Source organism: Kribbella sp. DT2, from assembly GCF_049844575.1.
In the GTDB taxonomy this organism is placed as follows: Bacteria; Actinomycetota; Actinomycetes; order Propionibacteriales; family Kribbellaceae; genus Kribbella.
The window spans coordinates 128,664-150,866 of the sequence record NZ_JBNCLH010000001.1; the positions used below are offsets into that span (position 1 = coordinate 128,664).

A 22,203-nucleotide genomic window follows, 5' to 3' on the forward strand; every position below is an offset into this window, starting at 1 on the left:
AGCACCTGCACACGGGACCTCGGCAAGGGGGGGAAGTAAATGGGGGAAGTAACACAAGGGGGGAACACGGGGAACTCTCCAGGGGGCCTGAGAGCGAACCGCAACGAAAGAGCCGACGTCGACCAGGTGGGTCGATGCCGGCTCTTTCGTTTGTCCCGCGGCCTAGCCCTTGATGCCCACGTTGGCCATGCCCTCGACGAACCGCTTCTGGGCGAACACGAACATCACGATCATCGGCAGCGTCGCCAGCGCCGTACCGGCCATCAGGTACGGCCACTGCACCTCGGCCGGGTTCTGCGCGAAGATCGCCAGTCCCAGCTGCAGCGGGCGCATCGCGTCCGACGTGGTGATCATCAGTGGCCAGAGGAAGCCGTTCCAGGCCGCCTCGATCTGGAACACGCAGATCGTGATCAGGGCCGGCTTGATCAGCGGCGTCATGATCCGCCAGAAGATGCCGAACTCCCCGAGCCCGTCGACCCGGGCCGCCTGGGCCAGCTCGTTCGGGATCGACACGTAGAACTGCCGGGCCAGGAAGGTGAACAGCGGCGCCGCGCCCAGCGGGATGATGAGCCCCCACCAGGAGTTCAGCCAGCCGATCCCGCCCTGGCCGAGGATGTTGTTGCCGCCGAACAGCGGGATCGACTTCACGATCAGGAACAGCGGCACCAGGATGATCTGGAACGGCACCATCAGCAGCAGGATGAAGTAGCTGAGCAGCGCCTTCGCCCCGCGGATCGGCAGCTTCGCCAGCGCGTAGCCGGCCGTCGTACAGACCGCCAGCGTGAACGCCGTCTCACCGACCGCGATGATCAGGCTGTTGCGGAAGTACCGCAGGAACGGCGCCGTCTGCATCGCCTCGACGAAGTTGCGCCAGCGCAGCTCGCCGGGCAGCCAGGAGAACTTGGTGATCTCCAGCTCGCTCTTGAACGCCGTCAGCACCATCCACAGGAACGGCGTGATCATCAGGAGCGCGCCGATCGTCAGCGCGACGTACAGGACGATCCGGCCGGGCCGGACCGTGGACTCCTTGGACTCGCCGACCACGGACACCGTTGCGCTAGTCATTGACATCCGCCCTCTGCAGCAGGCGTCCGAGACCGATGAAGACCGCGATCAGGATCATCATGATCACCGTCTCGGCGGACGCGTAGCCGAGTCGGAGTGCCTGGAACGCGTTCTGGTAGATGTCGAGCACCAGCACCGTGGTTTCGGTGCCGGGACCGCCCTTGGTCATCACGTAGACCAGGTCGAACACCTGGAAGGTGCCCACGATCGACGTGATCAGGACGAAGAACTGGACCGGGCCCAGCGCCGGCCAGGTGACGTTGACGAACCGCTGCCAGCGTCCGGCGCCGTCCAGGGACGCGGACTCCACCAGGTCCCGCGACACCCCCTGCAGCGCGGCCAGGTAGATGATGATCTTGGTCCCGAGCCCCTGCCAGATGCCGACCACCATCAGCGACGGCAGCGCCGTCCCCGGGTCGGACAGCCAACTGCTCGGCGCGAAGCCGAACAGGCTCAGGACGCCGTTGGCCAGGCCCGAGCCGGGGTTGTAGATCCACAGCCAGATCGTGGCCACCGCGACCGTCGCGGTGACGGTCGGGATGTAGAACGCGGTCCGGAAGAAGCCGAGCCCGCGGATCTTCTGGTTCAGCCCGAGCGCGATGAACAGCGAGATCGCCATCGAGATCGGGATCACCACGACGGCGTACAGGATCGTGTTCAGCAGCGCGGCCCGGAAGTCGGCGTCGTTGAACAGGTCGGAGTAGTTCTGGAAACCGACCCAGGCCCAGGAGTCACCGAAGCTGTAGTCGGTGAAGCTCAGCGCGATCGCGAAGATCACCGGGATCACGATGAAGATCCCCGAGTGCAGCAGCGCGGGCGCGATCAGCACCCAGCCGGCCCGGACCTGACTGCGGATCAGCCGGCGACTGTCCTTGCCCGGGGCAACTGTCCGCGGTCCGGTCAGGGCGGGGCTGGGACGTTCGAGAGTGGCGCTCATCGGGACTGTCCTGCCAGATTGGCCAGCACCTTGGCCGGATCCTTCTGACCGAGGACCGCCTGGGTGAGCTGGGAGTCGAAGTTGAACCGCATCTCCAGCCAGTTCGACGGCGGGCTGTTCTCGTTGACCGTGTACGGCAGGCCCTCGGCGACGAACTTGCTCAGCGGGTTCGACTTGGCCTGCGGCGAGTTCGCCGCGTCCTTGTAGGCCGGCAGCTTCTTGTTCAGCTTGGCCATCGCGTCCAGGGTGGCCGGCTGCGACAGCGACTCGATGAAGGCGAAGCCCGCCTCCTTGTGCCGGCTGCGCGACCCGATCGAGGCGAGGTCACCACCGACGTACTCGATCTCCTGGCCGCTGTTGAACCGGAAGAACTTCAGGTCGTCGCAGGTGGCCTGGCCCAGGCCCTTCTCCGAGCAGTCGACGGCACCGCCGACGATGCCCATCGCGGCCTCGCCGCTGTAGACCAGCGGCTGCTGGGCGGCGTTCTGCTGCCCGTACTTCTGGACGTTGTTGATCATCGACTTGATCCAGTTCAGGGTCTCCAGACCCTTGGCGTTGTTGAAGTTCGGCTCGTTGTTCACGTACAGCGGCGTCCCGGTCGAGGCCAGGAACGTGACGAACGGCTGCCGGAAGCTGGTCGCGCCCGCCAGGTCGAAACCGCTGCGGGTGATGTTGCCGTCCTTGTCCCGCTTGGTGAGCTTCTCGGCCGCGACCTTGATCTCGTCCAGCGAGGCCGGCGGCTTGTTCGGGTCGAGACCGGCCTCCTTGAACGCGCTGATCCGCAGCGCCACCGCGCGGGCGTCGGCCAGCAGCGGGTAGGCGTAGATCCGGTCCTGGTACGACACGGCCGGGATCAGCGCGCCGGTGCTCTTGGTCTTGATCACGTCCGGGGTGATCCCGTAGTCGCCGAGGTCGGCGAAGATGCGTTTCGCCGCGAACGGCTGGACCCAGCCGACACCGGTCACCATCACGTCGTACGGGATGCCGGCCGCGATCGAGGTCGAGATCTTCTCGTTCAGGTTGTTGTACGTCGCGAAGTCGGGCTCGACCTTCATCTTCGGGTACTTCTTGCTGAAGTCGGCCACGACCTTGGCGAACTCCTTCCGGCCCTCGGTACTGGCCGGGAACGACGGAATGAGCACGCGCAGCGTCCCGGTCGCCTCAGCAGGCGGGACACCGTCCGTACTCTTGTCGATCACCCCGTTGCCACAAGCGCTCGCGACCAGTCCGACCGCGGCCACCAGCACCGCCAACCCAGCACTACGTCTCACAGGGGAACTCCTTCGCTGCCGTGTGCTCCCAGTCCGGTCACGACGGGCGCACCGAGTGCAGCGAAAGTATGGGAAAGGGCTTTCCCCGTCAATACCCTGGCGCTCGAATGATCAAATTCGATCAAGGAGTCCCGCACCGCAGGACTCCCTGACGCGGAGTTCCGGCAGCAGGCTCAGGTGCTGGGTGGCCGAAGGCCGGCCGGGGCCGGCCTTCAGGCGGCGGAGCAGGAGCTCGCAGGCGGTCTGGCCGAGCTGGAGCTTGGGCGGGCAGACGGCGGTGAGCGGTACGACGGCGAGCGCGGCGGTCTCGTCGTTGTACGCGATCACGGACAGGTCGTCCGGGACGCGGAGCCCGCGTTCCATCGCGCGCTCGACCAGGCGCGCGGCGTGCTCGTCGGAGTGGACCAGGACGGCGTTGGCGCCGAAGGACTCGCACTCGGCCAGGAAGGCGTCCAGGTGGGCGATCGTGTCCGGGTCCTCACCGTGGGCCGGGAGGGCGACGGGCGAGACGAACAGGTCGATCCCGAGCGCGGCCCCCGCTTCCGCGATGCCCTGACGCAGCCAGTACGCCGTGACGCTGGAGCTCAGGTTGATCCCGATCCGGCGGTGACCGAGCGAGACCAGATGACGCAGCGCGAGCAACGCGCCGTACGCGTGGTCGCTCCTGACGTGGTCGTACTCGTTGGTGACGTCGGGGAATCCGAAGGCGCGTTCCATCAGTACGACCGGGACGTCGATCGCGTCGAGCCGGGGACCGGTCTCGGCCGCGCGGCTGTCGCCGAGCGCGGTCGCGAGCAGCAGGCCGGCGACGCCGAGGCTCAGGATCTTGTCGATCCGCTCCTGCTCGACCTGTACGTCGTACCCGGAGACGCCGAGCACCAGGCGCGCGCCGTACCGGTCGGCCATCGCCTCGGCGCCGCGGATCACGTCGGTGTAGTAGAACGTCGAGCTGGGCACGACCAGGCCGACCGTCAGCTGGCTGCCCGGGGTCGACGGGCCCGCCGGGGCCGTGCCGACCGCGCCGCCGTGCACCCGGCGGAGCAGTCCGGCGCCGTCCAGCTCGGCGAGATCACGGCGTACTGTGATCGCGGAGACGCCGAGCTCCGCGGCCAGTTCGGCCACCCTGAGCCGGCCGTGCCGGCGCAGGCTTCGCAGGATCAGCTCGTGGCGCTCCGGTGCAAGCATGCGGCTCGGCCCCCAAGATGTGCGCTGTGATCTGCTCGTGATTGTTTGTGATCATACGATCATCTGTGTGACGACGAACCAGGAGGAACCGGTGTGAGTGAGGCCAGCAGCCGAACCAACGTCGTGCTGTCGAAGCTCTCGCTGGTCGGCGACCTGTTGATGCTGCAGCTGGTGTTCCTGCTGCTGAGCATCGGCATCGTGACGCTGTTTCCGGCCGCGTTCGCGCTGCAGCGGGTGCTGCCGTACGCGATCGGGCAGGAGCACCCCTCGCTGCTGCGGCGGTTCTTCGGCGAGTTCAAGTGGTGCTTCAAGCGCTTCTGGCTGTCCGGCCTCGCGCTGTACTTCGGCGGTGTCGCGCTCGCGTTCGGGCTGTTCTTCTGGGCCTCCACCAACGGTCCGGTCCGGATCTTCGCGCTGGCCGTGCTCGTTCCGCTCAGCGGGATGATCGTCGGGCTCTACCTGAGCGCCCTCGCCGTGATCCCGCAGGCAGAGGACGACGCCACCACGCGAAGCGTCTTCCGTACGGCGAACCTCTTCCTGCTCCGGCGGTCGCTGCCCGTCGCAGGCGGCGTGATCGGGCTGGCCACCTGGTTCCTCGTGGTCGGGCGGCTGCCGACGCTGTTCGTGATCGGGTCGGGGCTGGTGCCGGCGCTGATCGCGTACTGGATCTCCCGGCCGCCGCGGGTCCGGGAGCAGAAAAGCTCGGGGACCGTGTCAATCTGAGCCGCTCTGGTTCGACGTAGGGGTGTAAGCGACCTACGGACCAGAGGAGAACCAGCATGTACGCGACCACCGAATCCCTGACGACGACGCCGGCCGTGCAGGGCAGCGGCAGGTCCCGCTGGCTCGCCCTCTACACGCTGTGCGCGGGCATGTTGATGTTCGTGCTCGACGTGACCGTGGTGAACGTCGCTCTCCCCGCGATCCAGGACGACCTGGGCTTCACCAGCTCGTCGCTGGCCTGGGTCGTGAACGCCTACCTGATCGCCTTCGGCGGCCTGCTCCTGCTGGCCGGGCGGCTCGGGGACCTGCTCGGACGGCGCAACATCTTCGTCGCGGGGCTCGCGCTGTTCACCGTCGCGTCGGTCTGGTGCGGCCTGGCCGGATCGCAGGAGATGCTCGTCGCGGCCCGCTTCCTGCAGGGTGTCGGCGGCGCGCTGACCTCCGCGGTGATCCTGGGCATGATCGTCACGCTGTTCCCGGAGCCGCGCGAGCAGGCCAAGGCGATCGGCGTCTACGCGTTCGTCGCCTCCGCCGGTGGTTCGATCGGGCTGCTCGCCGGCGGCGTACTGACCCAGGCGATCAGCTGGCACTGGATCTTCTTCATCAACGTGCCGATCGGCATCGCGACCGGGTGGCTGGCCGTGCGGCTGATCGGTCAGGACAAGGGCCTCGGTCTGGGCCGCAGTACCGACGTACCGGGTGCGGTGCTGATCACCGGCGCGCTGATGGTCGGCGTCTTCACCATCGTCAGCCCGGCCGCCGAGCTCGGCTGGACCGCGCCGCGGACGATCGCGCTCGGTGCACTCACGCTGACCCTGCTGGCCTGCTTCGTCGTCCGTGAGTCGACCGCCGCCAACCCGCTGGTCCCGCTGCGGATCTTCCGCTCCCGCACCCTGACCGGGGCGAACCTGGTCCAGGCGCTGTCGTCGTCCGGGATGTTCGGGATCTTCTTCCTCGGCTCGCTCTACCTGCAGCGCGTGCTCGGGTACGACGCGCTGGAGATCGGCCTCGCGTTCCTGCCGACCACGCTGGTGATGGGCCTGCTGTCGGTCAAGTACTCCGAGAAGCTCGTGATGCGCTTCGGCCCGCGCCGTCCGCTCATCGCCGGACTGTCGCTCATCGTGATCGGGCTGGTCCTGTTCACCCAGGCGCCGGTCGGTGGCAGCTACGTCGTCCACGTCCTCCCGGTCCTGGTCCTGCTCGGCCTGGGCGGCGGCATCTGCTTCCCGGCCCTGATGGGCCTGTCGATGGCGGACGTGAAGCCCGAGGACGCCGGTCTGGCCTCCGGCCTGATCGGTACGACGGCCGAGGTCGGCGCCGCCCTCGGCCTCGCCGTCCTGGCCACCCTGTCGGCCACCCGCACCGAGTCCCTGGCCACCGCCGGCAAGCCGGTCCTCGATTCCCTGACCAGCGGCTACCACCTCGCTTTCGCCGTAGCCGCCGCCATCGTCGCCACCTCGGTCGTCATCGCCTGCACCCTGATGCGCCCGAAGGCCTCCGAGGCCGAGGTCGCCGAGCGCGAGACCGACGAGGCCCTCGAAGCCGCCTGACCGCAGGCGGACATGGCCCCGGAGCCTTCGGAGCGACCCCGACTCGGGACCTTGAACACCCTCGCGGGACCTCGGACAGGTCATAACTTGTTCGAGGTCCCGCCTTCCTGTCCGAGGTCCCGACTCCCGGCCGGCTCCTCGGGGCGGCCGGTCTGCCGTACGCCGTGGTTTGTCCACAGGGTGGTGGGGTGAAGTCGCCGTTGGTCGGTGGGATGGGGAAGGATGTGGGCGGCAGTCAGTTGGACGTAGAGGGGAACGGCACAGTGGTTTTGCAGTCGATCGAGCAGCGGATCGCCGATGAGCTGGAAGTGCGCGTCGGGCAGGTGAAGGCGGCGGTCGGGCTGCTGGACGAGGGCTCGACGGTCCCGTTCATCGCGCGGTACCGCAAGGAGGTCACCGGGGAGCTCGACGACGCGCAGCTCCGCGATCTCGAGGAGCGCCTGCGGTACCTGCGGGAGCTGGAGGAGCGCCGTCAGACCGTCCTGGAGTCGATCGACAGCCAGGGCAAGCTGGACGACGCGCTGAAGGCGTCGATCCTGGCCGCGGAGACCAAGTCGCGGCTGGAGGACATCTACCTGCCGTTCAAGCCGAAGCGGCGGACCAAGGCGATGATCGCCCGCGAGGCCGGGCTGGAGCCGCTGGCCGACGGGCTGCTGAGCGACCCGACGTACGAGCCGCTCGCCGCGGCGGCCGTGTTCGTGAACGCCGAGCTCGGCGTCGCCGACCCGCAGGCCGCGCTGGACGGCGCCCGGGCGATCCTGGTCGAGCGGTTCGCCGAGGACGCCGACCTGATCGGCGCGCTGCGCGAGCGGCTGTGGGCCCAGGGCCGGCTCGCCTCCGCCGTCCGCGAGGGCAAGGAGACCGACGGGGCGAAGTTCTCCGACTACTTCGACTTCGACGAGCCGTTCGGCAAGATGCCGTCGCACCGGATCCTGGCGATGTTCCGCGGCGAGAAGGAGGACGTGCTCTCGCTGACCGTCGAGCCGCTACCGGCCGGCGTCGAGGCGGACGGCCCGACCGAGTACGAGTCCACCATCGCCCGCAAGGTCGGCGTCGAGAACCAGGGCCGCCCGGGCGACAAGTGGCTGGTCGACACGGTCCGCTGGGCCTGGCGGACCAAGATCCTGGTGCACCTCGGCATCGACCTGCGGATGCGGCTGCGGCAGACCGCCGAGGACGAGGCGGTCCGCGTCTTCGCGGCGAACCTGCGCGACCTGCTGCTGGCCGCTCCGGCCGGCACCCGCGCCACGATGGGCCTCGACCCGGGCTTCCGGAGCGGCGTCAAGGTCGCCGTCGTCGACGCGACCGGCAAGGTGACCGCGACCGGCGTCATCTACCCGCACGTCCCGCAGAACCAGTGGGACAAGTCGATCGCCCAGCTGGCCGCCCTGTGTGCCGCGCACCAGGTCGACTTGATTGCTATTGGCAACGGTACGGCGTCGCGCGAGACCGACAAGCTGGCCGCCGAGCTGATCGCCAAGCACCCGGAGCTTTCGCTGACCAAGGCGGTGGTTTCCGAGGCGGGCGCCTCGGTGTACTCGGCTTCGGCGTTCGCGTCGCAGGAGCTGCCCGGGATGGACGTGTCGCTGCGCGGTGCGGTCTCGATCGCCCGCCGGCTGCAGGACCCGCTGGCCGAGCTGGTCAAGATCGACCCGAAGTCGATCGGCGTCGGCCAGTACCAGCACGACCTCCCGGAGAACTCGCTGTCCCGTTCGCTCGACGCGGTGGTCGAGGACTGTGTGAACGCGGTCGGCGTCGACCTGAACACGGCGTCCGCGCCGCTGCTCACCCGGGTCTCCGGCATCACGCAGGGCCTGGCCGACAACATCGTCCAGCACCGCGACGTCAACGGACCGTTCGCCTCGCGGACGGCGCTGAAGGAGGTGGCGCGGCTCGGCCCGAAGGCGTTCGAGCAGGCGGCCGGCTTCCTCCGGATCCCCGACGGCGCCGACCCGCTCGACTCCTCCAGCGTGCACCCGGAGGCGTACCCGGTGGTCCGCCGGATCCTGGACAAGACCGGCTCCGACCTGAAGGCGCTGATCGGCAACACGGCCGCGCTGCGGTCGGTGAAGGCCGCCGAGCTGGTCGACGAGACCTTCGGTCTGCCGACGGTGACCGACATTCTGGCCGAGCTGGAGAAGCCCGGGCGCGACCCGCGGCCGGCGTTCAAGACCGCGTCCTTCGCCGAGGGCGTGGACAAGATCGGCGACCTGAAGCCGGGGATGAAGCTCGAGGGACAGGTCACCAACGTGGCGGCCTTCGGCGCGTTCATCGACATCGGCGTCCACCAGGACGGGCTCGCGCACGTCTCGGCCCTGTCGAAGAACTACGTGAAGGACCCGCGCGAGGTCGTCAAGCCCGGCGACATCGTCAAGGTCAAGGTGCTCGAGGTCGACATCCCCCGCCAGCGCATCTCGCTGACGCTCCGCCTGGACGACGAGCTCGGTGCTCCGACGTCCGGACGCTCGGGCGGCGGACAGAACCGCGGCCAGGGCGGCCAAGGCGGCGGCGGTCGCGGGCCCGGCCAGGGTGGCGGCGGGCGCGGACCGGGCAGCCAGGGTGGTCGCGGACCTGGTGGCGGCGGACGCGGTCCTGGTGGCCAAGGCGGTGGACGCGGCGCTCAAGGCGGGCGCGGCGGTCAGGACGGCAAGCCGGCTGACACCCCCATGGACGAGGGCTCCCTCGCGGACGCGTTCCGGAAGGCCGGGTTCACGGTGCGCTGAGCGTACGACGTACTGGAACTGAGGCTCGGGAGCTGCTGCTGGTTGGCAGCTACCGAGCCTCAGTCGCGTTAGGCAACTGATGCGAAGGCACGGTCACCTGGGGACATGTGGGGCGAGGACCCCGGGCGCATTCCGGCTCAGTGGGTGAACGGACGGGTCAGTCGACGAGCAGCACGAGTTTGCCTCGTACGGTTCCGGCCTCGCCGACGCGGTGTGCTTCGGCCACATCGGACAGCGGGAAGGTCTGGCCGACCTGGGCGGCGAATCGCCCAGCCTCAGCCATTCGAGCCACCTGGGCCAGCGCATAGGTGGCGCGACCGCTGTCGCCCCGGCTGAAGCGAACGCCCGTCTCCTGCGCGCCGAGGAAGTCGGCGACCGTGATCACGTGCTCGGGCCCGCCGGCCAGCTCGACAAGTTCGGGAAGCACTCCGCTGCCCGCCACGTCCAGCGCGAGATCGACTCCTGCCGGCACGATCGCGCGGACTCGTTCGGTCATCCCGGCGCCGTAGGCGACCGGCTCGGCCCCCAGGGAGCGAAGCAGGTCGTGCGCGGCAGGGCTTCCCGTGCCGATGACGCGTGCGCCGCGCTCCACGGCGAGTTGGACAGCGGCAGTCCCGACGCTGCCCGAGGCGCCGCTGATGAGCACGGTGCTGTCTGCTGTCACGCCGAGCTGATCGAGTGAGCGGGCCGCGGTCTCCGCCGCCGCGGGGATCGCGGCAGCCGTCGCATAGTCCAGCGGGCCTGGGATCGGGGCCCAGAAGGAGAGCACGGCCAGCTCCGCCTGGGCGGCTCCGTACGGCGTCGCTCCGAAGACCCGGTCGCCGACCGCGACACCGCAGACATCGCTGCCGAGTTCGTCGACGATGCCCGCCGCCTCGTGACCGAGGGTCTGAGGCAGTTCCTGGTCCATCAGCCCCTGACGCTTCTTCCAGTCGCTCGCGTTGATCCCCGCGGCACGGACCTTGATGCGGAGCTCTCCGACGCCGGGACGGGGATCGGGGAGCTCGACGATCTCAAGGACCTCCGGACCGCCGAACCGGCTGAATCGTGCTGCCTTCATGAAGCACTCCCCTCGGTGAAGAAGCGGCGGATCATGCTATTGCTGCTCCTGACAAGCTTCTTCAGCTTCCCAGCAGCGTGAGGCCTCAGGTGTCGATGGGGGCTGGAGTGCGGCGGGACCAGAGGTAGTACAGGGCGGCGGTGACGGCCAGGCCGACCAGCCAGGAGATGTCGGCGCCGCCGAGGGCGTCGGTGATCGGGCCGGTGTAGAGCTTCTGGGCCAGGAACGGGATCTGCACGGCGATGCCGACGGCGTACGAGACCAGGGCCACGACGTTCCAGCGGCCGTAGCGACCGTCGGGGTCGTAGAGGGCGGGCACGTCGACGCGTTCGCGGGAGATCAGGTAGTAGTCGGTCAGGTTGATCGCGCTCCACGGGGTGAAGACCATCAGCAGGACCAGCACGAAGTTCTTGAAGTTGTCGAGGAAGTCCGCCGACGCGAAGATCGCGACCAGGACCGAGACGAGCAGGAAGCAGCTCGTGTACGCCGCACGGGCGGCCGGGCCGATCCGGTCGGCGCGGGTGAAGGCCGAGACCGTGGTCAGCAGGGTCATCGACCCGCCGTACGCGTTCAGGCAGTTGACGGCGAGCTTGCCGACGACGATCACCAGGTAGATCAGGAGCGCGATCCCGGCGGGGCCGGCCAGGTCGCCGAGGTAGCCGACCTGGTTGGCGAGGAAGCCGGCGCCGCTCGCGGCGACCAGGGCGCCGAGCGTCATCGACCACTGGGAGCCGATCACGCTGCCCAGGAAGGTGGCGAGGAACGTGGTCCGCTCGGGGGTGTCGGCGGGCAGGTAGCGGGAGTAGTCGGCGACGTACGGGCCGAAGGTGAGCTGCCAGCCGGCGCCGAGGGAGATGGCGAGCAGGAACGTGACGATGTCGAACGGCTTGGCCCCGAGGAGCGCGCCGACGTCGTCGGTGATCAGCAGGCGGATCCCGAGGTAGGTGAAGCCGAGGACGCCCAGGCCCGTCGCGATCCGGCCGAGCAGGTGGATCCAGCGGTAGCCGAGGGTCGCGATCACGGCGGTCAGGACACCGAAGACGATGATGCCGATGGCCGCGGTGTCGACGTGGAGGATCTTGTTGACGGCCTGGCCGGCGAGGACGGTGCCGGTGGCGGCGAAGCCGAGGTACATGACGACGACGAGCACGAGCGGTACGACGGCGCCGTAGACACCGAACTGGGCGCGGCTGGAGATCATCTGCGGGAGGCCGAGCCGCGGGCCTTGGGCGGCGTGGAGGGCCATCACGACGCCACCGAGGACGTTGCCGATCAGCAGGCCGATGACGGCCCACAGGGCGTCGGCACCGAAGACCACCGCGAGGGCGCCGTCGACGACGGCGGTGACCTGCAGGTTGGCGCCGAACCACAGGGTGAACTGGCTGATCGGGGTGCCGTGGCGTTCTTCCGCCGGTATTACGTCGATGCTGCGCCGCTCGATGGCCATGTCCGTCAGGTTGCCCGGGACAACCAGTTTCTAACTTCCCAGCACCGTGAGGTCGAGCAGCCGGTCGAGGTCGCGGGTGGTCGGCTCTCTTCCCAGCAACCCTCTCAGAGCCTCCAGAGTGCTGAGCAGATCGCGACGGACTGCCTGTGGTGTTCGCCGTTGCGTGGCTGCCACGTGGTCGATCACCTGGACCGCACGGGGGCTGAGGTTGTCGGGGTCAGTGGTTGGTTGGTCTTCCAGCTCCACTCGGAGCGTGGTTCCCAGGGCCTCGGCCAGGCGGGTCAGGGTGGCGAGGGTGGGGTTGCCTCGGCTGTTCTCGAGGTTGGCGATGTAGGGGACGGACAGGCCCGCGTCCACCGCTACCGAGGCGATGGTTCGGCCGGCGGTCTTGCGGCGGTCTCTGAGTTCTGGGCCTAGGTCCACCCCACCAGACTATCTCGTCAGAACAGTGTTGCCTAGGAGTGTTCTGTGGAGATACCGTCAGCGGCGTGAGCATCTGGGGGAACAGGGACTTTCGGCTGGTGTGGGCGAGTGGGGCCGTGTCGGGGGTCGGGTCCTGGTTGCTGGTGGTGGCGGTTCCGTTTCATGTGTTCCAGCTGACCGGGTCCGCGGCGGCGACCGGGCTCACGTTGGCGTTGGAGGCGTTGCCTGCACTGCTGCTCGGGCCCTGGGCGGGAGTGCTGCTGGATCGCTGGGACCTGGCGCGGGCCATGTGGGTCGCCGACCTGGTGAGTGCGGCCGCGGTGGGGCTGATCCTGTTCGCCGATCGGCCGGAGCGGTTGTGGATGATCTACCTGGCGATCCTCGTGGAGAACGCGGCGACGACCGTCTTTCGGCCGGCCTCGCGGGCGTTGCTGCCGAGCGTGGTGGGGACCGGGCCGGAACTGGCCGCCGCCAATGCGGCCAGGGCGTTCGCGGGGAGCGTGACGCGACTGGGCGCTCCGCCGCTGGGCGCACTGCTGCTGGCCGGACCGGGGATCACGGTCGTGCTCCTGGTCGACATCGTGAGCTACTTGTTGTCGGCAGCAACAATTGCCGCGATCAGGACGCGACCGGAGCGTGCGGCGCGCCAGCCGCTCCGGCCCCTCGAGGGACTTCGGTACGCCGTACGCTCGAGGCCTCTGCGTGGACTACTCGCCGGCAACGGGATCTTCCTGACCGCCAACGCCGGACTGACAGCACTGCTGGTGCCGCTGATGGTCGACCGGCTCGACGCGCCGGGGTACACGGTCGGTTACGTGTTCTCCGGGCTCGGCGCCGGTTACCTGCTCGGGGCCGCGATCAGCGTGAAATCCCTCTCCTGGTTGGGGATTCGCGACCTGGTCGCGGCGACCCAGCTCGCGACGGGAGCGGCGTTCTTCGCGTTGGTGAACGCGCCCGGCGTCCCGTGGGCGATCGCCGCCGCCGTCCTGATCGGGATCCCGGGAAGCGTGCTGCTGATCACGACCGAGACGACCGTGCAGCGGGTGACGACGCCGGGCATGCTCGCGCAGGTCGGTGCGCTGTTCTTCGCGATCGACGCGCTGGCGGCGGTCGTCGGAGCGCTCGCGGCGCCGGCCGTAACACTGGTCGCTGAGCTTCCGTTGACGCTCAACCTGCTGGCCGCTTTCGCCGTACTGGCCGCACCGATCACGCTGTACGTCGTACCGGGACATCCGGCGGAGCTGACGCGAAAGCCCAGCTAGACAAGGTCTTCCAGGTGACCACCGGGGTCGCCGAGGTGGACAGCCGTTGCCTTGGGCTCGTACCCGAGGCGGCGGTAGATGCGGTCGGCCCCTTCGTCGCCCGGCGTGAGCCAGGCGAGGTCGGCGCCCGCGGACTCGAAGGCGTGCTGGGTCGCGTACGCCGTCGCGAGGGCGCCGAGGCCGCGGCGACGGTGGGAGTGCAGAGTGCCGACGCCGACGACCTCGGTCACGCCGTCGGCGATCGCGGTCCAGGAAGCGATGGCGACCGGTACGCCGTTCTCGCGGATCAGGACGGCGCCGCCGCTCGCGGGGTCGGGCTGGAAGGTGGTGGCGACGTCCTCGGTCTTGTAGGCGTCGGCAGCGACCGCGTTGCCCTCGGCATGCTCTTCAGCCGTCGCGACGCGCGCCGCGGTGATGCCGTCGGGGAGGTCGGGGATCACCAGATCGGCCGGTTCGACGGCGAGGAGCGGCGGGCGGGAGCGGATGATCATGCCGTGCTCGGTGAGCGCCTCGGCGAGGCCGGGGTTGGCTTCCTCGATCAGCTCGCCGTGCAGCCAGCGCTCTTCGGCGGCGAAGGCCAGGCGGACGGTGTCGAGCGCCCACGAGACCTCGTCGGGGTCGAACGGCGTCCCGGGGTCGGCGGCGAGCATCGTGGACAGGAACCACACGTCGTCGTCGTGCAGCAGCCCGACCAGCGGGCCGGCGACGATCTGACGGCGGCTCCGGGCGAGCCCTGACAACTGAGCGGCGGCAATCCGCGCTGCGATCCCCATGCTGTGATCGTAGGCGTCAGGCCTTGGCCTTCTCCGCGGTGGTGCGGATGTCGTAGGCGGCCCGCGCCGAGGCGACCTCGGTCTGGTGCGTTTCCGTCCAGGTGACCAGCGACTGGATCGTCGCGTGCAAGGTGACACCGAGCGGCGTGAGCTCGTAGTCGACGCGCGGCGGCACGACCGGGTGGACCGTACGCCGTACCAGCCCGTCCCTTTCCAGTTGCCTCAGCGTCACGGTCAGCATCCGCTGACTGATCCCGTCGATCGTCTTCTTCAACTCGGTGAAGCGCAGGCTGCGGTGGTCGAGCAGCGCGATCACCAGCAGCGACCACTTGTCGCCGATCCGGTCCAGGATCTGCCGGACCTCGCAGTCCTCGCGGGTGTCCCACTGGAACGCGTCCGCCGGGCAGCCGAGGTAACCCGGTTCCTTTGAAGTGCCTTCTTCCATAGTTCCCGATGGTTCCTCACCATGGAGTCAGTTACAAGAGATAACCGACCAAACGATGAGGAACTCACCATGTCAACCACACAGGCACCATCCGGCCTCCGATCCTGGGCGGTGCTGCTGGTGCTGTCCGGCGCGATCTTCCTGGAAGGCATCGACATCTCGATGATGGGCGTCGCGCTGCCGTCGATCCGGGCCGAGCTCGGTCTGTCGACCAGCGAGCTGCAGTGGGTGGTCAGCGCCTACGTGCTCGGGTACGGCGGGTTCGTGCTGCTCGGCGGCCGCGCGGCGGACCTGCTCGGCCGGCGCCGGATGTTCGTCGGTTGGCTGGCCGTCTTCCTCGTCTTCTCCGGCCTCGGCGGCCTGGCGAACGACGGCTGGGTGCTGATCCTGGCCCGCTTCGTCACCGGGATCGCCGCCGGCTTCATGACCCCGGCCGGCCTGTCGATCATCACCACCAGCTACCCGGTGGGCAAGCAGCGCAACCAGGCCCTGCTCGTGTACGCCGGAATCGCCGCGGCGGGCTTCTCGCTCGGCATGGTGGTCGGCGGCCTGCTCACCGCGATCGACTGGCGCTGGGTCTTCTTCGCCCCGGTCCTGCTGGCCGCGGTCCTGCTCCCGGCCGCGATGTTCCTCCTGCCCAAGGAGGTTCGCGCCACCCAGGAGAAGAAGGTCTTCGACCTCGGCGGCGCGTTCAGCCTGACCGGCGCGATGATGCTGCTGGTCGCGTCGGTCGTCCGCGCACCCGACGTCCCCGTCGTCCAGACGCTGACCACCCTCGCGGCAGGACTGCTGCTGCTCACCCTCTTCGTCACGATCGAACGCCGTACGCCGGTCCCGCTGGTCCGGCTCGGCATCCTGCGCAACGCCGGACTCCTCCGGGCCAACCTCGGGGCCGTCGCGCTGGTCGGATCGTTCGTCGGGTTCCAGTTCATCGCCGTGCTCTACCTGCAGGAACTGCGGCACTGGTCCGAGCTGGAGACCGGCCTGGCCCTGATGGTGCTGGGCATCGACGCGATCCTCGCGCCGACGCTGACGCCGTGGCTGGTCAACCGCTTCGGCAACGGGCGGGTGGTGCTCGGCGGGTTCGCGTTCGCCATCACGGCGTACGCGCTGTTCCTGCCGCTCGGCGCGGACTGGACCTACCTCGCGATGCTGCCGACGTTCCTCCTGCTGGGGTTGGCGTTCTCGCTCGCGTACGGCCCGCTGACGATCGCCGCGACCGACGGGGTCGCCGAGGAGGAGCAGGGCCTCGCGAGCGGCGTCCTGACCACGTCGTTCCAGTTCGGATCGGCGCTCGGTCTGGCGATCGTCGCCGCTGTCCTGGCCGCGGCGGACGAGCTGACCGTCGAGGACTTCCGGACGGCGCTCGTCGTCCCGCTGGCGGCCGCGGTGCTCGGTCTGGCCGCGAGCGCGCCGGCCCTGGTACGCCGTACGGTGGCCGCCTGATAGCTCAGGGTTACCAGGACGTCCGACAATTCAACGCTCGTCGAATGAGCGCCGGCCGGCGGCCGAACCGTTATCGGTAAATCCCTGCGAACATTCTTGACAGGGGTCCCCCGATCCGGCCGCCGGAACCGGTCCCAGTACGTCTGACCAGGGGTTTTCCTTCGCTCCACGGACCCGGCAGCGGGTGTGCCGTAAGGCCTCTGTAAAGGTCCTTGCCGGTCTATTCACGGGATACCTCTTTTTGAGGTGTTCTTTCCTTACCACCCGTGAGCACGTGAGGTGGGTCACCGGCTTCCTCACTGTCGGCGACCGGCAGCGAGCCCACGGTCCCCGTCCCCACGAGGTGCCCGAGCGTCCCACTCGCCGCCTCACCCAGAGAAGGAAAGCCCCATGACCGAGTCGCTGGAGATCCCCGCAGAGCAGCGCCGCGTGCGGGTCTGGTTCGGCGCTCACACCATCGCGGACCACACCGCGACCGTCGACCAGGCAGCGCAGTACGAGGAGGCCATGCGGCGGCGGTTCGCCTCGCTGCGGGTCACCAACGAGCCCGCGCTCGTCAGCAGCGGCCCGGTCCGATGACCACCCGTCCGACGTTGCTCGGCTACGTCCGCGCCGACGCGCTCAGCTGCGCGGAGGAGTTGGCCGCCGCGACCGATGCCCTGGTCGCCTACGCCACCACCGAGGGCTTCACCCTCGGCACGGTCTACACCGAGCGGGACTCCGCCCAGTCCGCCGCGTTCAACGCGCTGCTGGACGAGGCGAAGCGGACCGACGTACGGGCCGTGGTCGTTCCCACCCTGCAGCACGTCGGCGCGGTCGGATCGCCCGGCGCGACGCAGCACCTCGAGTTCCACCAGGCCCAGACCTGGGCGGCGGGCCCGAGGTAACCCGAAGACAAGCGGAGCCGGCGTCTTGACCCCTGCATCGGCGCCGGTTCCGCTCTCCAACCTCCACAGCTGCACCGGGCGCGCCCGGGTGGTAGTGGACCAATCAAGGCCCCACCGGCTGCTACCGGTGGGGCCTTGTCGTTGCGTCAGGCAATGATCTTGTACCCGTAGCGCTTCATCACCGCGGCCGTGCCGGCGTCGAACCGGCCGGTGACCGGCAGCTTGAACCTCTGCTGGATCTTGCGCGTCATCTGCTGGAAATGCACCCGCCACGCCACTCCGGCCGGTGGCCGGGTCTCGTGCTTGCCGATCGCCGCGACCTTCGGGTGCGCCGCCCAGGCCAGCACCTGCGCCCGGTCGGCACCCCAGACGCCGCTCATCGCGTCGTGCGTCCGGGCGTACTCCATCGCGCCGAGCGAGATCGTGGTGTTCGGCTGCGGCGGCGCCTGGGCCGCGGGCGCCGTCCCCGGGTGGTACTTCAGGTAGATCTCCCAGGTCATCCCGTAGTACCCGGGCGGCCCGTCGTCCGCGCCGCGGTTGGCCAGCCCGTTCTTGCGCCGCCGGTACTCCGCGATCTGGTGCGCGGCACCGCGGGACAGGTCCTTGTCGCCGGCCGCGATCGCGTGCACGTGCCACGGCCAGTTCCCCTGCGCCGGCGTCCGCAGCCAGGCCGCGAACCCGACCTGCCGCATCGCCAGCACGACAGCCTTGCGCTGTACGGCGGTCAACCGGTCCACGGCGAGATCCACCGCGCCGCCACCGTCGTGCGTCCCGGCCGAGGCCGTGACGCCGCCCTTGTTGTACGAGCCCTGGATGATCGTGAACGGCACCTTGGCCAGCTTCTCGGCCGCCTGCAGCATCGCCACGGTCCGCGTGCACAGGGCCGCGCCCCGCCAGGACATCCTTGCCTCAGGCATCTATTTTCCCGAGGATCAGTTCCGCGTCCTCCGCGGCGCCCAGCGCTTCCAGCTCGTCGAGGTCGGCCTCGGCCAGCTCCTCGTCGTACAGATGCTCGTCGTCGTGCTGCTCGGTCATCGTGCACCTTCCCCCACCTCCGTCCGTGACCTCCCCTGTCACGGAACCGCGCTCCAGGTTAGGCAGCACCGGCGCATCCGTCCATGGCGCCGCGACGCCTTGCGTACGAGGAATGCAAAGTTTTCGCATCAGTGCGGGTGTGACGTGGTGGCAGTGGGGTACCTGTAGTCATGTCCCGCGGTTCAGTCGGCCCCATTCGGGCATGGGTGGAGCTCACCGAGCCGCGAGTTCTCCCACTGAGGGGCGGGAGAACGACCGAAGGTGGCGGGCGCATCCCACGATGCGCCCGTCCCCTGGCCACCCTCCCCCTGGTGCCGTGAGCACTCCGGTCCACCGCGCCCCGATGCGCTCCCGCCGCGACGACGTACCCGACGGTCTGGCTGTCGACCGCGCCCTCGACCTCGGGCTCTGCGGGATCGGCGGCACGCTTCATCCGCCACCATCGACGCTGGACGACGCGATCGAGCGGCTGAGCACGTCGTACGACGAACGCGCCGCGAGACGCCTCCACCGCTTCGCCGAGGTGCCCGACGGTTCCTTCGTGTGGACGCGTGAGATCGACGGGCTCTACCGCCTGGGGTGTCTCGCCGGACCTTGGCGGTACGACGCCTCGCCCGCCGCGGTCGAAGCCGATCTGGTGCACGTCCGCCCGTGCGTGTGGGCGCCGAGGCCGTACGCCGAGGTGCCTGCCGAGGTGGCGTCCACGTTCTCGCGGGGTGGGCGGAACTTCCAGCGGATTCGTGACGCCGGCGCAGCGACCGCTGAGCTGTGGACTCAGAGGGCCGAGGCGACGAAGAGGTAGCGGTTGAGGCTGAAGAAGTAGCTCTCGCCTTGGCTGCGGAGGTCGTCGGCCCAGGCTTCGGCGTCGGCCTCGGTGAGTTCGGCGCGGCCGGGGACGAAGGCGGAGACGATGTCGATCAGGCCGGCGCTGTACGTGCGGTGGTCGAAGCCGACGTTGAGCAGCGGGATGACCTGCAGGTGGGTGCGAGTGAAACCCGCCTTGTCGAGAGCATCGCCGAGCGACCGCGGCAGGTGCGGATCCTGCAGGTGCTCCTCGAACGCGCCCAGCACCCGAGCCATCCGCGTGTCGTCGCCGGACCGCCAGACGATCGAGCCCCAGTCGGTGTCGAGCAGCAGGACGCGCCCGGCCGGGCGGAGGACGCGACGGATCTCGGCGAGCGCGCCCGCGACGTCGTCGACGTACTCGAAGACCTGGGTCGACACGACGACGTCGAAGTTCTCCGCGCCGTACGGAAGCCGTGCCACCGACGCCGCCTCGAGCTCCAGCGGCGGCCCACCCGGTACGTCGGCCCGCGTGCCCGCGATCGCGAGCATGCTGTCGCTGATGTCGACCCCGCTCACCCGCCCGTCCGGCCCGACCTCACCCGCCATCTCCGCCGCCAGCAGCCCCGGCCCGACCCCGACGTCGAGCACCCGGTCCCCCGGTCGCAGCGCCAGCGCCATCCGCACCACCCGCCGCTGCTCGACCACGTCCGGCGTCGTGTACATCGCCTCGATCTGCCGCGACACCTCCGGATCGAACTCCAAACTGCTCATCCTCTCCACCTCAACGCCATGCTGCTCATCATGGGGCGCGTGATCGGTGCTGAAAAGGAGTCGGTTGATCGCACGCTCGACGGTTACCTTCATCGCGTGATCGAACTTCCTCAGTCGTTTCTGGAGATGCCCCGGTGGTGGACCGAAGGGGCCGAGTGGCTGGCTGCGCTACCGGACGAGGTGGACACGCAGTGTGCTCGATGGGGGCTGACGGTCGACGGAAACGTCGCGCACGGGTCCAACGCGGTGGTCGTGCCGGTGGAGCGGGGTGGCGCCAGGTTCGCGCTGCGGATGTCGCCGCCGGGGGACGAGGTCTCCGACCAGGCGCGGGCCCTGCGCTGGTGGGACGGGCGGGGAACGGTCCGCCTGTACGACGCCGACGCGGCGCGCGGAGCGATGTTGCTCGAGCTGCTCGGAGCGCCGCTGGACGAGCGGCCGGTGGGGGAAGCAGTCGAGGTGCTGGGCAGGTTGATGCGGCGGCTCGGGATCGAGGGGCCGGTCGATGCGTTGTCCACACAAGAGATCGTGCGGGCTCGCGTCCAGCAGATGGAAGGGCAGTTGGCGGGGCATACCGGGGCAGTTGAGCCGGCGTACCTGATGGCTGCTCTCGAGATCGCGGACCGGCTGGCCGGATCCGACGCCACAGCCGCGGTCAACGGGGACCTCCACTCGGCGCAGGTCCTTCGCGGGGAGCGGGAGGAATGGCTGGTCGTCGACCCGGTGCTCTACCGAGGCGACATCGAGTTCGACCTGGGCCGCATCCTGTGGACCCGACTCGACGAGATGGCCGACGACGCGGAGATCAGAGCCTGCTTCGACACCGTCGTACGAGCAGCCGACCTCGACCGCTCGTACGCCCGCGACTGGGTGGTCTTCCGAACGGTGGACTACTGGATGTGGGGCCTGAGCGTCGGCCTGACCACAGACCCAGTCAGATGCCGCCGCCTCCTGGACGCCCTGCTCTAGCAGCTGGTGCCGCGGGCTGGGAGCTTGCCGGTGAGGAAGTACGTCGTCGCGTGGGTGCGGGCGCAGGCTGAGTTGAACCAGGACGTGTGGCCGTAGGTGTTGCTGACCAGGAGTTGGCTGCCGCGGATCTGTCGTTGCAGGCTGATGGCCTGGTTGAGGGGTGTGGCCGGGTCGTGGGTGTTGTTCAGGATCAGCATCGGGGGTGCGTCGGCGATCGGGGTCGGCTTCCACGGGTTGGTCGGCTTGATCGGCCAGCCGGAGCACGAGGCCGCCATCACCCAGCCCTCGACCGCGGCGCCGACGCGCGGTGCGACGGCGTGAGCCATCGCGAGCCGTGCCCGGACATCGGCAAATCCGCGGAGCTCACCAGGGAAGTCCATGCACGACACCGCCGTGTACGCCGACTCCGGGTTCCCCACGTAGCTCCCGCCGAGGAACCCCGACCCGTCCCCGCCGGCCGCCTTGGCCAGCGCGGCGGTGAACGTGCTCCACGGCCCGGCCTGGTCGCCCAGCGTCGGCAGGTACGCCGGCAACGCCATCCGGATGTAGTCGCCGTTGACCCCACCGGTCAGCGGCTTCCGGTCGGCCTTGCGGACGACCGCGTCGAACACCTTCCCGACGTCCTGCCCGTGCAACGCGCACGCCGGCGTCTTGTCGCACCACGCCGCGAGCCGGTCGAACCCGAGCTCCATCTCGCGCGCCTCGCTGAGCATGAACCGGGTCGACCCCTGCGCGTGGTCGACGATCCCGTCGAGCACCATCCGGTCGATCCGGCGCGGGAAGAGCTGCGCGTACGTCGTCCCCAGGTACGACCCGTACGACGGCCCGAAGTAGCTGATCTTGTCGACACCGAGCGCGGCCCGGATAGAGTCGAGGTCGCGGGCCGCCGTCCGGGTGTCGAGGTGCCGCATCAGCTCGCCGTTCTTGGCCAGGCAGGCCTCGCCGAACGACTTGCTGGACGCCACGAGCGCGTCGTACTGGGCCTTCGTCCGCGGGAACACCGGTACGCCGGGCCACAGCACCGGGCCGCAGTCGAGCTGGCTCGATCCGCCCGTTCCGCGCGGGTCGAAGCTGACCACATCGAACCGGTCGAGCAACTGGTCGCCGAACAGCTCGCCGGCAAGCCCGGCAGCGAGGATCGACGCACCGGCACCGCCGGGCCCACCCGGGTTGTAGGTCAGTACGCCGACCTTGTGCGCCTGATCCCGGGCCGGCGCCCTGGCGACCAGCAGCTCCGTCTGCCCCGCCGACGGCCGCGCGTAGTCGAGCGGCACCTCGAGCCGCGCGCACTCGGTCGTCTGCCCTTCCGTACAAGGCTTCCAGTCGAGCGGCGCGGTGGCAGCAGCCGGTACGGCGGGCAGCAGACCCGCTCCGACCAGGCTCAACGCCAGTAGTCCCTTGATCAGCATCCGATCAAGCTACGCACCGCGAGTTTCGCCCGGCATCAG

At 69.3% G+C, this 22,203-nt stretch carries 22 protein-coding genes; 9 read left to right on the top strand and 13 right to left on the bottom strand.

Going from position 1 to position 22,203, the window contains the following annotated elements; all coding sequences use genetic code 11:
* Window positions 1-162 precede the first annotated feature (162 nt).
* The 4 genes from ACLQ2O_RS00615 to ACLQ2O_RS00630 all read right to left on the bottom strand — a co-directional run bounded on the left by ACLQ2O_RS00615 (window position 163) and on the right by ACLQ2O_RS00630 (window position 4,458).
* Window positions 163-1,065, bottom strand: coding sequence for a carbohydrate ABC transporter permease (locus ACLQ2O_RS00615; RefSeq protein WP_425825975.1), 903 nt, complete (start codon window positions 1,063-1,065; stop codon window positions 163-165).
* Window positions 1,058-2,002: a carbohydrate ABC transporter permease gene (locus ACLQ2O_RS00620; RefSeq protein ID WP_425825977.1), complete on the bottom strand. Its 945-nt coding sequence runs from the start codon at window positions 2,000-2,002 to the stop codon at window positions 1,058-1,060. The genes ACLQ2O_RS00615 and ACLQ2O_RS00620 overlap by 8 nt, the downstream gene beginning before the upstream one ends.
* A complete protein-coding gene (locus ACLQ2O_RS00625; protein ID WP_425825980.1) occupies window positions 1,999-3,273 on the bottom strand; it encodes an extracellular solute-binding protein in 1,275 nt (424 codons plus the stop codon). Before ACLQ2O_RS00625 ends, ACLQ2O_RS00620 begins: the two co-directional genes overlap by 4 nt.
* Window positions 3,274-3,384: 111 nt before the next feature.
* Entirely contained in the window at window positions 3,385-4,458 is a 1,074-nt protein-coding gene (locus ACLQ2O_RS00630) for a substrate-binding domain-containing protein (protein WP_425825982.1), read from the bottom strand.
* Window positions 4,459-4,551: 93 nt separating this feature from the next.
* Here ACLQ2O_RS00630 and ACLQ2O_RS00635 point away from each other — a divergent pair, with 93 nt between their 5' ends.
* The 3 genes from ACLQ2O_RS00635 (at window position 4,552) to ACLQ2O_RS00645 (ending at window position 9,454) form a co-directional block, all read left to right on the top strand.
* Entirely contained in the window at window positions 4,552-5,181 is a 630-nt protein-coding gene (locus ACLQ2O_RS00635; protein ID WP_425825984.1) for a DUF624 domain-containing protein, read from the top strand.
* A 56-nt stretch (window positions 5,182-5,237) separates the two neighbouring features.
* A complete protein-coding gene (locus ACLQ2O_RS00640) occupies window positions 5,238-6,731 on the top strand; it encodes a DHA2 family efflux MFS transporter permease subunit (RefSeq protein ID WP_425825986.1) in 1,494 nt (497 codons plus the stop codon).
* A gap of 212 nt (window positions 6,732-6,943) precedes the next feature.
* Window positions 6,944-9,454, top strand: coding sequence for a Tex family protein (locus ACLQ2O_RS00645; RefSeq protein WP_425825988.1), 2,511 nt, complete (start codon window positions 6,944-6,946; stop codon window positions 9,452-9,454).
* A 157-nt stretch (window positions 9,455-9,611) separates the two neighbouring features.
* Here the strand turns inward: ACLQ2O_RS00645 and ACLQ2O_RS00650 are convergent, their stop codons facing one another.
* The 3 genes from ACLQ2O_RS00650 to ACLQ2O_RS00660 all read right to left on the bottom strand — a co-directional run bounded on the left by ACLQ2O_RS00650 (window position 9,612) and on the right by ACLQ2O_RS00660 (window position 12,384).
* Window positions 9,612-10,514: an NADP-dependent oxidoreductase gene (locus ACLQ2O_RS00650; RefSeq protein ID WP_425825990.1), complete on the bottom strand. Its 903-nt coding sequence runs from the start codon at window positions 10,512-10,514 to the stop codon at window positions 9,612-9,614.
* An 85-nt stretch (window positions 10,515-10,599) separates the two neighbouring features.
* Entirely contained in the window at window positions 10,600-11,961 is a 1,362-nt protein-coding gene (locus ACLQ2O_RS00655; RefSeq protein ID WP_425825992.1) for a purine-cytosine permease family protein, read from the bottom strand.
* Window positions 11,962-11,991: 30 nt separating this feature from the next.
* On the bottom strand, window positions 11,992-12,384 hold the full coding sequence (locus tag ACLQ2O_RS00660) for a helix-turn-helix domain-containing protein (protein ID WP_425825994.1): 393 nt from the start codon (window positions 12,382-12,384) through the stop codon (window positions 11,992-11,994).
* Window positions 12,385-12,449: 65 nt separating this feature from the next.
* Here ACLQ2O_RS00660 and ACLQ2O_RS00665 point away from each other — a divergent pair, with 65 nt between their 5' ends.
* Complete coding sequence (locus ACLQ2O_RS00665; protein ID WP_425825996.1) at window positions 12,450-13,646, top strand: MFS transporter; 1,197 nt, start codon at window positions 12,450-12,452, stop codon at window positions 13,644-13,646.
* Here the strand turns inward: ACLQ2O_RS00665 and ACLQ2O_RS00670 are convergent.
* Both ACLQ2O_RS00670 and ACLQ2O_RS00675 read right to left on the bottom strand, forming a co-directional pair.
* Window positions 13,643-14,419, bottom strand: a complete 777-nt coding sequence (locus ACLQ2O_RS00670) for a GNAT family N-acetyltransferase (protein WP_425825998.1) — start codon at window positions 14,417-14,419, stop codon at window positions 13,643-13,645. The two genes, ACLQ2O_RS00665 and ACLQ2O_RS00670, sit on opposite strands and share 4 nt — an antisense overlap.
* A 16-nt stretch (window positions 14,420-14,435) precedes the next feature.
* Complete coding sequence (locus tag ACLQ2O_RS00675; RefSeq protein WP_425826000.1) at window positions 14,436-14,864, bottom strand: winged helix-turn-helix transcriptional regulator; 429 nt, start codon at window positions 14,862-14,864, stop codon at window positions 14,436-14,438.
* 69 nt (window positions 14,865-14,933) lie between these two features.
* Between ACLQ2O_RS00675 and ACLQ2O_RS00680 the strand changes: the two genes are divergently transcribed.
* From ACLQ2O_RS00680 to ACLQ2O_RS00690, 3 genes are all read left to right on the top strand, one after another.
* Entirely contained in the window at window positions 14,934-16,310 is a 1,377-nt protein-coding gene (locus tag ACLQ2O_RS00680) for an MFS transporter (protein ID WP_425826002.1), read from the top strand.
* Between the two features lie 390 nt (window positions 16,311-16,700).
* Window positions 16,701-16,889: a hypothetical protein gene (locus tag ACLQ2O_RS00685; RefSeq protein WP_184801497.1), complete on the top strand. Its 189-nt coding sequence runs from the start codon at window positions 16,701-16,703 to the stop codon at window positions 16,887-16,889.
* Window positions 16,886-17,197, top strand: a complete 312-nt coding sequence (locus ACLQ2O_RS00690; RefSeq protein ID WP_425826005.1) for a recombinase family protein — start codon at window positions 16,886-16,888, stop codon at window positions 17,195-17,197. The genes ACLQ2O_RS00685 and ACLQ2O_RS00690 overlap by 4 nt, the downstream gene beginning before the upstream one ends.
* Before the next feature lie 146 nt (window positions 17,198-17,343).
* Here ACLQ2O_RS00690 and ACLQ2O_RS00695 read toward each other — a convergent pair whose 3' ends face one another.
* Window positions 17,344-18,114, bottom strand: coding sequence for a hypothetical protein (locus ACLQ2O_RS00695; RefSeq protein WP_425826007.1), 771 nt, complete (start codon window positions 18,112-18,114; stop codon window positions 17,344-17,346).
* On the bottom strand, window positions 18,107-18,232 hold the full coding sequence (locus ACLQ2O_RS00700; RefSeq protein ID WP_425826009.1) for a hypothetical protein: 126 nt from the start codon (window positions 18,230-18,232) through the stop codon (window positions 18,107-18,109). The genes ACLQ2O_RS00695 and ACLQ2O_RS00700 overlap by 8 nt, the downstream gene beginning before the upstream one ends.
* Before the next feature lie 316 nt (window positions 18,233-18,548).
* Between ACLQ2O_RS00700 and ACLQ2O_RS00705 the strand changes: the two genes are divergently transcribed.
* Window positions 18,549-19,034: a GAF domain-containing protein gene (locus tag ACLQ2O_RS00705; protein WP_425826011.1), complete on the top strand. Its 486-nt coding sequence runs from the start codon at window positions 18,549-18,551 to the stop codon at window positions 19,032-19,034.
* Here the strand turns inward: ACLQ2O_RS00705 and ACLQ2O_RS00710 are convergent.
* Window positions 19,007-19,789 carry a methyltransferase domain-containing protein gene (locus ACLQ2O_RS00710; protein ID WP_425826013.1) on the bottom strand — a complete coding sequence of 261 codons (783 nt, stop codon included), beginning with the start codon at window positions 19,787-19,789 and terminating at the stop codon, window positions 19,007-19,009. The genes ACLQ2O_RS00705 and ACLQ2O_RS00710 overlap by 28 nt on opposite strands.
* A gap of 96 nt (window positions 19,790-19,885) precedes the next feature.
* Between ACLQ2O_RS00710 and ACLQ2O_RS00715 the strand changes: the two genes are divergently transcribed.
* On the top strand, window positions 19,886-20,755 hold the full coding sequence (locus tag ACLQ2O_RS00715; protein ID WP_425826015.1) for an aminoglycoside phosphotransferase family protein: 870 nt from the start codon (window positions 19,886-19,888) through the stop codon (window positions 20,753-20,755).
* Here ACLQ2O_RS00715 and ACLQ2O_RS00720 read toward each other — a convergent pair.
* Window positions 20,752-22,164 (bottom strand): alpha/beta hydrolase, encoded by a 1,413-nt coding sequence (locus ACLQ2O_RS00720; protein WP_425826017.1) that lies wholly within the window; start codon window positions 22,162-22,164, stop codon window positions 20,752-20,754. The two genes, ACLQ2O_RS00715 and ACLQ2O_RS00720, sit on opposite strands and share 4 nt — an antisense overlap.
* Window positions 22,165-22,203: the final 39 nt, after the last annotated feature.